General features: G+C 69.7%; 7 protein-coding genes. 4 read left to right on the forward strand and 3 right to left on the reverse strand.

The window, feature by feature from the left end; translation table 11 throughout:
• Window positions 1–99 precede the first annotated feature (99 nt).
• From ACFWX1_RS21780 to ACFWX1_RS21795, 4 genes are all read left to right on the forward strand, one after another.
• Complete coding sequence (locus tag ACFWX1_RS21780; protein ID WP_378389967.1) at window positions 100–1,440, forward strand: lanthionine synthetase C family protein; 1,341 nt, start codon at window positions 100–102, stop codon at window positions 1,438–1,440.
• Between the two features lie 26 nt (window positions 1,441–1,466).
• Window positions 1,467–4,712 (forward strand): lantibiotic dehydratase, encoded by a 3,246-nt coding sequence (locus ACFWX1_RS21785; protein ID WP_378389968.1) that lies wholly within the window; start codon window positions 1,467–1,469, stop codon window positions 4,710–4,712.
• Between the two features lie 21 nt (window positions 4,713–4,733).
• Complete coding sequence (locus ACFWX1_RS21790) at window positions 4,734–6,566, forward strand: ABC transporter ATP-binding protein (RefSeq protein WP_378389970.1); 1,833 nt, start codon at window positions 4,734–4,736, stop codon at window positions 6,564–6,566.
• Between the two features lie 96 nt (window positions 6,567–6,662).
• Window positions 6,663–7,994, forward strand: a complete 1,332-nt coding sequence (locus ACFWX1_RS21795) for an erythromycin esterase family protein (RefSeq protein WP_378389972.1) — start codon at window positions 6,663–6,665, stop codon at window positions 7,992–7,994.
• 255 nt (window positions 7,995–8,249) lie between these two features.
• Here the strand turns inward: ACFWX1_RS21795 and ACFWX1_RS21800 are convergent, their stop codons facing one another.
• From ACFWX1_RS21800 to ACFWX1_RS21810, 3 genes are read right to left on the reverse strand one after another with little or no spacing between them, the layout of a single operon-like run.
• Complete coding sequence (locus ACFWX1_RS21800; protein ID WP_378389974.1) at window positions 8,250–11,099, reverse strand: BTAD domain-containing putative transcriptional regulator; 2,850 nt, start codon at window positions 11,097–11,099, stop codon at window positions 8,250–8,252.
• Between the two features lie 33 nt (window positions 11,100–11,132).
• The gene (locus ACFWX1_RS21805) at window positions 11,133–11,795 is read right to left on the reverse strand and encodes a response regulator (RefSeq protein WP_378389976.1); all 663 of its coding nucleotides are present in this window, start codon (window positions 11,793–11,795) and stop codon (window positions 11,133–11,135) included.
• Entirely contained in the window at window positions 11,792–13,012 is a 1,221-nt protein-coding gene (locus ACFWX1_RS21810) for a sensor histidine kinase (RefSeq protein ID WP_378389978.1), read from the reverse strand. The genes ACFWX1_RS21805 and ACFWX1_RS21810 overlap by 4 nt, the downstream gene beginning before the upstream one ends.
• Between the last annotated feature and the right edge of the window lie 160 nt (window positions 13,013–13,172).

The following is a 13,172-nucleotide window of genomic DNA, read 5'->3' on the forward strand; positions in this document are numbered from 1 at the left end:
CACTCCCCCACACCCCCCCCCCCCCCCCCACGCCCGTGCATCATCGCATTTCATCCATGCTCGCGCCACTGTGTGCCTGCTGATATCCGGGGGGATTTGGTGACAACGCTGAAGGATTCCGGCACATTCATCGATCGCGTTCTTGCGGCCGAGGCGCGGCAGCGCGCCGGGCTGGTGGTACGTCGGCTGGCGGATCCGGACGTCGTCGCGGAAGCCGTGACAAGAGCCGAAGCGGCTGCCGAGTTCCCGTTCTCCTGGGGCGGCGCGGCCTTTTACTCGGGGCACGCCGGCAGTGCGCTCGCCTTCCAATACGCGTCGCGGGCCATGCCCGCGGACGCCGGGTTCTGGCTGGGTCAGGTCCGCGCACAGCTGGCCGAGGCGGTGGCCAGTACCCACGAGGTTCCGCTCATGACGGCCGGTCTGGCCGCGGGCACGGCCGGTCTGGCCTCGGCGTTGTCCGACTGTGCCGCCGACGAACCGCGCTACGCCGGTGCTCTCGGCGAGCTGAACGCGAAACTGGCCTCGCAGGTCGTCGAGGCGCCCACCTGGCTTTCCGAGGACGGCGTGGCCGACGGTGACTACGACGTCATCGCGGGTGCGTCCGGGATCCTGGCCCACCTGGCTTCGGCCGAGCGTGGGAACCCGGCTGTCCAGCGCGCGACGAATCGCCTTGTCGACGACCTGTGCCACCTGTGCGAACCACCTTCGGCCGGACCGCGGCCGTGGCGCATCCCCCCTGCCCGGTATCCCATGGCCGAGTACCGCGAGAGCTATCCGCACGGGTACGTCAACCTCGGGCTGGCACACGGTGTGGCCGGACCGCTGGCGGCGCTTTCCGTCGCGTACGAGGCCGGCCACGGCGACGAGAGGGTGCGCGCCACCATCCGTGCCACGGCGGACTACCTCCGCGGTGCCTCGATCGAGGACGACCACGGGTGGAATTGGCCCGCGGGGATCCCGCTGACCGGCGATGGGGACGAGGACCGTGCGGAACTCGTCCCGACCAGATCGGCTTGGTGCTACGGCGCGCCGGGCATCGCGTGTGCGCTCCTGCGCGCCTCGGCCGCGCTGGCAGACGGCGAGCTGAAAGCGGCGGCCGTCGAGGTGTTCGATGGTGCGTTACGGCGGTTTCGGCACCACGGCCGGTTCGGCTCGGCGACCTTGTGCCATGGCGCCGCGGGGCTGCTGGCGATGTGCGTCATGTTCGCCAGGGAGACCGGCAGCGAACTGGCGCGGGGATCGGTCGCACCGCTCACCGAGCATCTGCTGTCGCATTGCGACGAGGCGCTGCCACTCGGAGTACAGGACCTGGAACAGCCACAAGGTGCCCTGCTGGACAGCCCTGGCCTGCTCAGCGGTGCCGCCGGGGTGGCACTCGCGCTGTGGTCGGCCGCCGGTGCCATCGGACACCGCTGGGAACGGGCCTTTCTCATCAGCTGACGTACCACGGAGGAGCGCGAACCATCATGGCTGACCATCGGCAGCGCGGCACCGAGAAGGCGGCGGAGCCACGGCCTCTTTACCGGCCGGGAGATTTCTTCATGCTCCGCGCCGCCACTCTTCCCAGCGAAGATCTTCTCGCCGCGACAGAGCTTGGGGGTGCCCGAACCGAGACGACTTCCGCCCGGCTGGCCCGGTTGACCCACGACGGACGTGTCCGGCTCCGGAAGATCGCCGAACGTCCCATGGTCGAGCAGGCGCTGCACGTCGCCAGCACCAGTCTCGCGGCGGGGCTCGCGCGCCTGGCGGCGGCGCCTCGGGACGACAAGAGGACGGAGCGGGTGTACTCGTCCTTGGTGCGGTACGTCACGCGCATGGCCACTCGGCCGACGCCGTACGGCCTCTTCGCGGGCGTCGGCATGGGCAGGTTCGAGGCCACCACATCGACAGCGCTCGGTCCCGGCGTGGTGGCGGCCACGCGGACCCGCGCCGACGTCGGGTGGCTGCTGGAACTCGTCAAGGACATCGAAAACGACGAGAACCTGGTGGCCGCCCTGCGTGTCGTCGTCAACCCGATGCTGTACCGCGTCGGTGGCCGTGCCGTGCTGCCATTCGCCGACGTGCATGGGCAGTCCGACAATCGGCTGGTCGGGTTCCGCCGCACGGCGCCCGTCGAAGTCGCGCTCCGCGCGGCGAACCTGCCTGGCACGACCTACGCCGATCTGGTCGAGGCGATCCGCGCCGAGATGCCCGGCGCGACGACGGAACAGGCGAGGGCGCTGGTCGGTCAGTTGTGGGAATTGCACGTTCTCATCAGTGATCTGCGTCCCGCGCTGACGGTCGCGCTTCCCGAGCAGGATCTCGTCAAGCGGCTCGACGGCATCGAAGCCGCGACGTCCGTCCAAAGCGCGCTCCGCGAGGTTCGCGAACACGCCACCCGGATCGACGATGCGCTCGGTGGCGCCGCGGTCCCCGCGTTGCGCCGGATGACGGCGCGCCAGTCCGAGCTGACTCCCGGCTTCGACAAGGAGACCTACCAGCTCGACGCCGCGCTTTCCCTCGCCGACGACCGGCTCTCGAAGGAAATCGGGGAGACGGCGGCCGATGTCGCCGACGTGCTCACCCGGCTCGGCGGATCGCCGCGGCGACATCATCACCTCGTCGAATACCACAGTGCGTTCCTCGAACGGTACGGCTTGAACGCCGAAGTGCCGGTGCTCGAACTGCTCAGTCCCGAGTCCGGTTTGGACGCTCCGCCCGGCTACCAGAACCCGCCCCGTACCTACCCGCTCCCCACCGTGCCCGACGAACACACCCGCTCGCGTGACGCGTTGTTCGGCGCGCTGGCCGCGGAATCGCTCTACCAGTGCCGGAAGGAAATCGAGCTCACCGACGATCTGCTCGAGAGGGTGAGCACCTGGCGACCGGGGCCCGAACGACCGCGTCCCCGGCCCGCTCTGGATCTCTACTGTCAGATCGCGGCGCGCTCGGCGGACGCCATCGATCGGGGCGACTGGCGGATGGTCGTGGCTCCCCTCGCGACCGCCGACGGCGGCCGCACCTTCGGGCGGTTCTTCGACCTGTTCGGCGAGAAATCCCTGAGGAAACTCTCGGAATTCGCGCGCGCCGAGGAGGCTTTGTGTCCTGATCTGACTTTCGCCGAACTGAACTACGTCACCTCGTTCGGCCGCGGTGGAAACGTCGCCATTCACCCGGCGCTGCGGCGTTATGAGATCTGCGTCAACACTTCGCCTTCGCTTTCCCCGGACCGGCAGGTCGCGCTCGCCGACATCGTCGTCGGCGCGACGGCCGAACGCTTCTATCTGCGATCGAAACGCCTGGGCCGGGAACTCTACGTCACGCAAAGCCATCTGTTGTCCGCAGTCGGTGCGCCGAACGTCTGCCGGCTGCTGCTCGAACTGTCACAGGACGGGTTCACCTCGACGCCGTTCTTCGACTGGGGAGTCGCCGGTTCCGCTCCGTATCTTCCCCGGGTCACCCGCGGGCGTGTCGTCCTGTACCCGGCGCAGTGGCGGCTGTCGTCGAAGCTCCTGTCGGAGCACGACGGAGAAAGCCCGGAATCATTCCACGAAGCCGTTCAGAAATGGCGTACGTCCTGGAGTGTGCCGCGGTACGTCTACCTCGTGTGGCTGGACAACCGTCTCCTGCTCGATCTCGAACATCCCCTGTTCACCGAGGAGTTGCGAGCCGAACTCGCGCGAATCGGACGGCAGGACGCCCACGCGGCCGTGCTGGTGCACGAAATGCTGCCCGGTTTCGACGAACTGTGGTTGAAGAGCAAGCAGAATTCGACTCATGTGAATGAGATCGTGGTGCCACTGCTGGCTCGCGATCAGGAAGTGGTGCGCAGGTCTCCCGTGGCCGTCCAGGGCGCGGTGGCGGAAGACGACCGGACAGCGAACCGCAGGAAGCTCGTCGGCTGCGAATGGGTCTACCTGAAACTGTATTCCGCGACGGCTCAGCAGGACGACATCATCGTCACGGACCTGCCGGAGCTGACCGGGAGCCTGACGGCCGAGAAGACCATCGATCGATGGTTCTACATCCGCTACCTCGACCCCCAGCCGCATCTGCGGATCAGGGTGCGGGTGCGTGACCGGGCCGACGTCGGGCAGGTGATCACCCGGTGTGCCGAGTGGGCCCATGGCGTCATCGCGTCCGGCCTCGCCTCGGATCTCGCGTTCGTCAGCTATGACCGCGAGCTCGAACGATACGGAGGCGCGGAGCTGATCGACACGATCGAGGAACTCTTCACCGCGAACAGCGAGGCTTCCGTCGAGCTGGTGAAGCTCCGGCGGATGTGCGCCGCCGACGTGGATGTCGAGACCCTCTGCGTGCTGGCGGTGCACAAGCTGAGCGAGTACTGGGGTGCGGATCTCCGCGGGGACGTTCACGCCCGCGCCACGCCGGACGTGTCGGACGCGGCACGCAAGCACTTCCGGCGCGTCCGGCCGGTGCTCTGCGACCTGCTCGCCCCCTGGGACGACCACCCGGACGAGGTAGCACGCCGGTACGCCGGCGCCCTCGACCGAGCGCTGGAACGCCAGCGGGAGGTGGCCGCCAGGGCCGGTGACCTGGCACGGGAGCTGGCCAGGACGGGCCGGTTGACCGGCACTGAGCAGACCATCCTGGGCAGCCTGCTGCACATGCAAGTCAACAGGCTGCTCGGTATCGACCAGGAACGCGAGAAGGCGTGTCACGAGCTGTGGGCACTGGGCAGGCGCGCGATCGAGCGCCGGCCGGTGCGCTGACCGAACCGAAGGAGCCGACCGATGCCGTCCGAGGTCCCGCGGGAACAGCGCTGGAGTCACTGGCTTCGCGCGTTGAAGCTGCTTTGGAGCGTCAATCCACCACACGTTGCGGGCGTCATCGCCGCGACCGTGCTGACCTCGCTGGTGCCCGCCGCCACGGTCCACTTCACCACCCAGGCCGTGCAGGCGGTGGCGAACTCCGCGGGGCGAGGCGATGCGCCGGAGGCGCTGTCCGCGGCGCTGGGCGCGGCCGGGGCGCTGGCGGTGCTCATGGCGGTGAGCCACGTGCTCAGCACAGTGCGCACCTACCTGGAGACACTGCTGCAACACCGGATGGCGAACACGATCCAGGAACGGATCATGCGCAAGTCCGTCTCGCTGCGGCTGTCCCAGTTCGAGGACGCGGCCACCTACGACTCGTTGCAGCGCGCCAACCGGGAGGCCTCGTTCCGGCCCTATCAGATCTTCGCCAATCTCATCGCCGTGACGTCCAACCTCGTCTCGCTGATCTCGGTCAGTCTCGTACTGCTGACGTGGAATCCGTGGGTCGCCGGGGTGATCATCCTCGCGCCGTTCCCCTCGATGGCCGCGAACATCTTCTACGGCAGGCTCGGCTGGAAGATCGAGAACAACCGGGCAGCCGACCGGCGTCGCGCGACCTACCTGCAGTACCTGGTCACCACGGACCGGACGTTCAAGGAAACGCGCCTGTTCGACCTCGGCGGGCTCTTCGTCGAGCGGTTCAGTGCGCTGGTGAACCGTTTCTACGCCGTCGACCGGCGGCTCGAGGGCCGCCAGGCCGTGGCGAGCGGTGCGCTCGGGCTGCTGAGCGTGGCCGCGTCGGCAGGCGCGATCCTGTTCGCGGCGGCGACAACGGTGCAGGGCGGGCAGGTCGGGCAGTTCGCGGGCTACGTCATGGCCATCACCATGGTGCAGTCCTCGGTACAGATGTTGTTCGGCTCCTTGGCCCAGATGTACGAGCACAGCCTGTTCATCGGGAACCTGTTCGCCTTCCTCGACCTCCCGGTGCGCGACGTCCGGGCCGGGCGACGGTCGTTTCCGGAGCGACTGGGAACCGGAATCGAGTTCCGTGAGGTTTCGTTCACTTATCCGGGTACCGATACGCCGGTGTTCGAAGAACTGAACCTGTTCCTGCCCGCGGGTCGTTGCGTGGCGCTGGTCGGGCAGAACGGGGCGGGCAAGACCACCTTGGTCAAACTGCTGGCCCGGTTCTACGAGCCGACCTCCGGTGTCATTCTCGTCGACGGTGTGCCGATCGAGGAATACGACATCGAAAGCCTGCGAAGGAACCTCGGAGTCATCTTCCAGGACTTCGTCCAGTACGAAGCGTCGGTGCGGGAAAACGTGGGCTTCGGCCGCCGGGAGGAACTCGGTAACGACTCGGGAATCCTCGGTGCCGTCGGGCAGGCGGGGGCGGCGGAATTCGTGCGGAAGCTCTCGAAAGGTCTGGAAACCCAGCTGGGCAGATGGTTCGACGGCGGGCATCAGCTGTCGGGCGGTCAATGGCAGCGCATCGCCTTGGCCAGGGCATTCCTGCGGAAGGCGGCGGTGGTCGTGCTGGACGAGCCGACCGCCTCGATCGACGCGCAGGCGGAGGCCGAGGTTTTCGGGCGGCTCAAGGACATCGCGGGCCGGGCGACGACGTTGCTGATCGCCCACCGGTTTTCGACGGTCCGGGTGGCCGACCACATCGTCGTGATCGACCGCGGGCGCGTGCTGGAAGAAGGTACGCATAGTGAACTCATGGCCCTCGACAACGTCTACGCGAAACTGTTCAAACTGCAGGCTTCCGGCTACCTCGACGAGACCGCGGGGCTCGCGAGCGGACGGTGAATGTGGCAGAGCCGTGGCAGGACTCCTCGCGCGTCGTCTGGTATATCTGGATTCGGTCGGTTCCTGCGAATGGCACCTCGTGCCGCGGAGGTGTTGATGCCGGGAAACGCTGTTGACCCCGAAGGTGTCACCGCTTGGCTGACGGAGAACGCTGTTCCGCTGACCGGCGTCACAGCGGGAACCGGTCACGAGGATCTTTCGCCCATCGGGGAGGTGCTCCGGGGAGCAAGGATCGTCGCATTGGGCGAGGCCACGCACGGCAGCAGGGAATTCTTCACCCTGAAACACCGGATGATCGAATTCCTGGTGACCCGGCTCGGGTTCCGCGTCTTCGCGATCGAGGCGGGGTGCTCCGGCTGCCGGGCAGTCGACGACTACATCCGGGACGGTTCGGGTGATCCCGCGGCCGCCTTGCGCGCGCTCGGGTACTGGACCTGGAACACCGCGGAAATTCTTGACCTGATCGAGTGGTTCCGGGAATACAACGCGCGAGTACCCGATGCCGAGAAGGTCTCCTTCCGCGGAGTGGATCCGGCCGTGGAACCCACGGCGGCCGAGGCCGTTGCGCGCTACCTCGAGCCGATCGAGCCCGAGCGGGCGGCACGGCTGCGCGAGGCGCTGACGCTGCTGGAGCCCCGGAGCAGCGCTTCCGGACTACGGAGCCTGGCGACAGCACTCGTACTCGGCGGAATCCGGCGCGTCGTCGGGCTGGGGCGCAAGGAAAAGGCCCGCGCCGAAGCCGCGGCGAGCGCGGGCGAAACGGTGCGTGAGACCTATGAGTTCGTCGTCCGCGACGAGGACCGTCTGGTGCGGGCCACCTCCGCGGAAGCGTGGGCGGACGCCGTCGAGCACCTCTGGGCCCTCGACAAGGGCGTGGAGATCGCGCTCCAGTCGCCCCTCGGCTCGGGTGGCAATGCCAGTCGCGAGCGGTCCATGGCACAGGCGGTGGCACGGGTTCTCGACAAGGAAACCACGCGGGCCCGGATGATCCTGTGGGCACACAACGGGCACGTGGCGAGGAAGGCCGACGGCTGGCAGCCGTTGGGCGGTCACCTCGCGGAGCAGTACGGCGAGAGCTACTACGCGACGGCCCTGGTCTTCAACGAAGGGTCGTTCCAAGCGCTCAAGGCGACCGGAAACGGCTACACGGCACCACTCGAGTTCGAGGTGGCGGAGGCGCCAGCGGGTACCGTCGAGCACCAGCTCGCGCAGCCGGACCTGGGGACCTATTTCCTCGACGTCCGCGGTGCGCGCGAGGACGAACGCGTCGCCCGCTGGGTGACCGAGCCCAGCAGGATGCGTTCCTTCGGTTCGATCGTCGGGTTCTGGCCGATGGTGAAGCACACGACCATCGAAGTCACGCTCGCCGACGAGTACGACGGTCTGCTGATGGTGCCGCGCACGACGAGGGCCACTCCTCTGCCGTGAGGTCACCGGCTTCGGGGGTGATGTCGCGAACGTCGCGTTGCGGACGCTCAACGTCCCGAACGCGTCGTTCAGGACACTCCGAGGCCCCCTACCTGACACGGTACGGATGGGGACCGACGGAAAAGGGTTCGGAGGCCGGGAAGCGCGCGGCCAAGTCCGTGAAGGCCTCCTTCACGGCGCTCAACGCCGGTAAGGAGTCTTTCACGGCATGGCACGGCCCACCTCGCAAAGGTCCACAGTGGACGGAAAGCGGGGTCAGTGGCCGGGTGTCTTGCCGAGTTCGAGGACGCGCTGGAACTGTACCCAGGCGTTCGAGAAGCGCCCGGCCGCGACGTAGCACTCGCCCAGCCGCCGCCGGATCTCCCGTTCCAGCTCGACGCTGGTCTGCTCGGTGACCGCGGCGAGCGCGCGCTGGTGCAGGTCGAGGGCTCGCGGGTGGTCCCCCAGCCCCAGCTCGGCCGAGCCCCAGCGGGTCAGGCACGAGGCCTGTAGCGGCAGGTCACCGACCTGCTCGGCGAGTTCGCCTGCCTGCCGGAACGCCGAGACGGCGTCCGGGTGCTGGTCGAGATCGAGGTGCAGATCGCCGATGAACCGGAGGATCTTCGCGATCAGCCGCGGATTCTCGGCCTTCTCCGCATAGCGCATGGCCTGGCCGAAACACTCCAGCGCCTCCTCGTGCCTGCCGAGGCAGTGCAGCACGGCGCCGAGGTCGTTGACCGCCATCCCGGTGAGGCAGTCGTCTTCCAGCCGCAGCGCCAGTTCCCGCATCCGCACCAGGTACGCGACGGACTCGGGATACCAGCCGGACAGCCGCGCGACCACGCCGAGCCCGTTCAGCGCCCGCGCCTGCTCGCGCAGGTCACCGGCCCGGCGGCTGATCGCCAGCGCGTCGGAGAACCAGGCGCGCGACTGCTCGTACCGATCCTGCATCCCGTACGCGATGCCGAGGCCGGTCCGCAGCGACGACACCATGCGCCGGTCGGACGCCTCATCGACCAGCGGCAGCGCGAGGTTCAGCGCCGCGCGGCTTTCGTGATGACGGCCCTGCCTGGTGAGGTAGTGGACGAGGCTGTCGGCGATCCAGCAGGCGTAGTCGGCTTCGCCCACCGCCGCCGCGTACGCGACGACATCGGTGAGGTCTCCGGCGGACGCGTCCAGCCAGGCCACCGCGTCCTGCCAGCCGTCGAACGGGACCGGCCCCAGCTCCGGCCCGGTCGGGAAACCGGCCGGGCCCCAGTCGCTCGCGTAGCGGCCGGCGGCGAGGTAGAGCCGGAGGACGCCGGTGCGGGCCGCGGCCACCAGGTCGGCGGAGTCCTGCTCGGCGAGGCGCCGCGCGTACACCGCGACCAGATCGTGCAGCCGGTACCGGCCGGCGCTGGGCTGTTGCACCAGGCTGGTGTCGACCAGGCTTTCCAGCGCCAGCTCGGCATCCCGCGGCGACCAGCCCAGCATCGCGGCCAGCGCATGCCCGTCGACCGTGGGCGTCGGTGACAGGCCCAGCGCGCGGAAGGCGCGTTGTTCGGGGCTCGGCAACTGCTCGTAGGACAGCCGGAACGCCCCCTCGACGCTCCGGTCCTCCGCGGTCAGTTCGCCGAGCCGCCGTTCCCCGTCCGCCAGCCGCGCGACCAGGTAGTCGAGTGTCCACATCGGACGGTTCTGCAACCGCGCGCCCGCGATGCGCAACGCCAGCGGCAGCCGCCCGCACAGCCGCGCCAGGTCCCGCACCGCGCCGCGCTCCCGCTCCGCCCTGGACTCCCCGACGATGCTGCTCAGCAGCCCCTCGGCCTCGTCGAGGGCGAGCGGGCCGAGGGAAACCCGGCGACCGACGTCCAGCCCGGCGAGCCGCCGTCTGCTGGTGGCCAGCACCCGGCTGCCCGTCCCGGCCGGGAGCAGCGGGCGCATCTGCTCGGCGCCCGCCACATCGTCCAGTACCAGCAACAACCGCAACGAGGCCGTCGCCGCCCGCCACGACGCCGCGAGCTCGTCGAGGTCGTCGGGCACGTTGTTGACGTCAACACCCACCGCGCGCAACAGGCGCCGCAGCGCGCGTTGCGGGGTTAGCGCCTTCCGGCCCTCGGTGTGCCCGTGCAGATCCACGAACAGACAGCCGTCTGGGTAGCGCTCGCGCACGAGGTGGGCCACGCGCACCGCCAGCGCGGTCTTGCCGGACCCCGCGACGCCGTCCACCGCGTCGATCGCCGGTGCCCCCGCGCCGCCCGGCGCGGTGAGCAGAGCCAGCTCCGTGGTGCGCCCGACCAGCTCGGCGACGTCGGCGGGCAGCTCGTCGCGCACTCGCCCGGCCGGAGCGGGCGGCCGGGGCGCCGTCGACGGCGGAACGGTGACGCCGAGGCCGGAATCGTTGCCGCGCAACACATCCTGATGGACCCGCCGCACCTCGTCGCCCGGTTCGACGCCCAGGTCGTCGATGAGACGGCGGCGCAGCTGCGTGTACACGGCCAGCGCGTCGGCACGACGGCCGGAGGCGTACAGGGCCCGCATCGACAACGCCGCGAGCGGCTCGCTGTGCGGGTACGCGGGCAGCAGAGCCGTCAGCTCGCCGACCGCGTCCGCGTGCCGCCCCAGCCGCAGCTGACGGTCCACTTTCTCCTGCACCAGCGAGATCCGCCGCTCCGAGAGCCGCAACCGCTGCCCCTCCGCGAACGGTCCTGGCAGTCCGGCGAGGGGCTCGCCCTGGAACAGTTCGAGCGCGTCGGCGTACCGGTCCACCGCGGCGGGCAGATCACCGGACCGCTCGGCCGCACCGGCCTCGGCGACGATCTCCTCCAGCCTCGCGGCGTCGACCCACACGTCGCCGCTGACGAAGCGGTAGCCCCCGCGGCTGCGGCCGATCAGCTCCTCGGGAGCGGCCTGCAGACAGCGGCGCAGCCGGTGGACGTAGACGGGCACGACCTTGGCGCCGGTGCCCGGCGGCTCCAGACCCCAGACGCCGTCGAGCAGTTCGTCCCGGCTGACGGTCATGTCCGGCCGCAGCACGAGCGCCGCCAGCATCGCCTGCTGACGGATCGGCCCCAGGTCCAGTTGCTCTTCGCCGTGCCAGGCCCGCAGCGGGCCGAGTACCGAAAACCGGAGCCGAGGCTCGGTCACGTGGGAATGCGTCACAGTCATTTCTTGGCCGTCCTAGCCAGGCGTGACGATGCCGTGGTCGAACGCGTAAACGATCGCCGCGGCACGGTCACGCAACCCCAGTTTGGTGAAGATCCTGCCGATGTGGCTCTTCACGGTGAGCTCGGAGATGACCAGCGCCTCCGCGATCTCCGAGTTGGTCAGACCCCGCCCGAGCGCGCGGAGCACGTCGTGTTCGCGAGGGGTGAGCAGTTCGGGTGCCGGGCCGCCGCACCTGGGCGCCGGGGCCTGCCGGTACGTCGTGAGCACGCGCGTGGTGACCGTCGGGTCGAGCCACGCGTCGCCCGCGGCGACCGCGCGCACGGCACGGATCAGGTCCTCGGCCGCGGAGTCCTTGAGGACGTACCCGGCGGCGCCCGCCCGCAGCGCCCCTGCCAGCAACTCGTCGTCGTCGAACGTGGTCAACGCGAGCACCGGCGGACGAGGGCCCGCCTGACGCAGCCGCCGCGTCGCCTCGATGCCGTCGACATCCTTCATGCGCAGGTCCATCACGACGACGTCGACTTCGCCCTCGGCCAGCGCCGCGGGCACGTCGGATCCGTCGCCGCATTCCCCGGCGATCACGAACCCGTCCCGGCGGCGCAGGATGCGGCGCAGCCCCGACCGGACCAGTTCCTGGTCATCGACGAGCAGGACGCGGATCTCGGTGTCGGTCATGGCGTCACCTCCTGACGGGGACTGGTGGCGGGTTCGTTCCGTTCGGACTTCTGCTGTGGCGGGCCGGGAACGGCGACTTCGACGACCCAGTGCCCGCCGCTGGGCCCGGCGCGGAGATCGGCACCCAGCTGGGTGGCCCGCGCGGTCATGCCCGCGATACCGGACCCGCTGGCCGTATCCGCGGCCGTCCCGGCGGGCAGCGTGTTGCGGATGGTGAGCGTGGTGCCCGCGGCGTCGACACGCAGGCGGACCCGCGCCGCCGCGGTGGGCGCGTGCTTGGCGATGTTGGCCAGCGACTCCTGCGCGATGCGGTAAAGACCGAGACCGGCGGACGCGCCGACGACGCTCAGATCGCCGTCCTGCTCGTACCGGACGTCCAGCCCGGCGGCGTGGGTGCGCTCGACCAGCCCGGCGATGTCGTCGATGCCGGGGAGCGGCCGCGTGCCCGTGGATGTGCTGGCGAGCAGCCCGACCGTCCGGCGGATGTCGGCCATCGCCGCGCGGCCCACCCGCTCCGCCTCGGTGAGCGCCTCGACGGCTTCGTCGATGTCCCGGTCCTGCTGGAGGCCGTGCCGGGCCCCGGTCAAGTGCAACAGGGTAATGCTGAGCGAATGCGCGACCACGTCGTGGACCTCGCGGGAGATGCGCTGGCGTTCGGCGAGGATCGCCTGCTCGCGCGCGGCGTCCTGCTTGCCGCGTTCGGCGTTCAGCGCCCGGTGGTACCAGCGGAGCGTCACCCCGCCGCTGAGCCCGAGCAGCACCGCGACGATGTACACCGGATAGCCGGACAGCCCGTTCCACACCTGGGCCACGATCAGTTCCGCGATGCTCAGGCCCGTCACGGTGAACGCCAGCGTGAGGCTGGCGATCGCGGCGACCTCGGTCGCCAGCAGCACCAGCAGCACCGGCGCGAAGTCCGGGGTCACCGGGTCGGTGAGCAGGATCGGCACGCCGACGAGGACGGCGATCGCGCCCAGCCACGGCGGGATCAGGTTGCCCGTGACGGGCCAGAACATGAACCGCACCAGGATCAGCAGCCCGGCCAGCGCGATCGGGGCCGGCGGGACCAGCGCGTGCCGCTGCACCAGCGCGACGATCACGCCGGCGGCGTTCATCACCGTGGTGCACGTGGGGAGCCACCAGGGCAGGGACACGTCGTACCGGGCGAGGCTGTCCTCCAGCCGCGCCCGGTACCTGTCCACCAGAGTTCCCCGCACCGCCCCAGCGTAGAAACTCCCGGGGTGTCCCGTCTTGCTGCGGTGGTCGGCACCGGGTATCCGACCGTGGTAGGAGGCCGACTGGGTACCACGGCGCGAGGTGACCCACCGGTTTCCGGGGCTACTGTCGAGTATCCACTTGGCCGGACCGACCCGGGGG

The sequence above is a fragment of the Amycolatopsis sp. NPDC059021 genome (assembly GCF_042739895.1).
Taxonomy (GTDB): Bacteria; Actinomycetota; Actinomycetes; order Mycobacteriales; family Pseudonocardiaceae; genus Amycolatopsis.

Excerpts from the sequence above, each read along its gene's own strand:
- ACFWX1_RS21785 (WP_378389968.1), top strand. The coding sequence starts at position 1,467 with ATGGCTGACCATCGGCAGCGCGGCACCGAGAAGGCGGCGGAGCCACGG.
- ACFWX1_RS21790 (WP_378389970.1), top strand. The coding sequence starts at position 4,734 with ATGCCGTCCGAGGTCCCGCGGGAACAGCGCTGGAGTCACTGGCTTCGC.
- ACFWX1_RS21795 (WP_378389972.1), top strand. The coding sequence starts at position 6,663 with ATGCCGGGAAACGCTGTTGACCCCGAAGGTGTCACCGCTTGGCTGACG.
- ACFWX1_RS21805 (WP_378389976.1), bottom strand. The coding sequence starts at position 11,795 with ATGACCGACACCGAGATCCGCGTCCTGCTCGTCGATGACCAGGAACTG.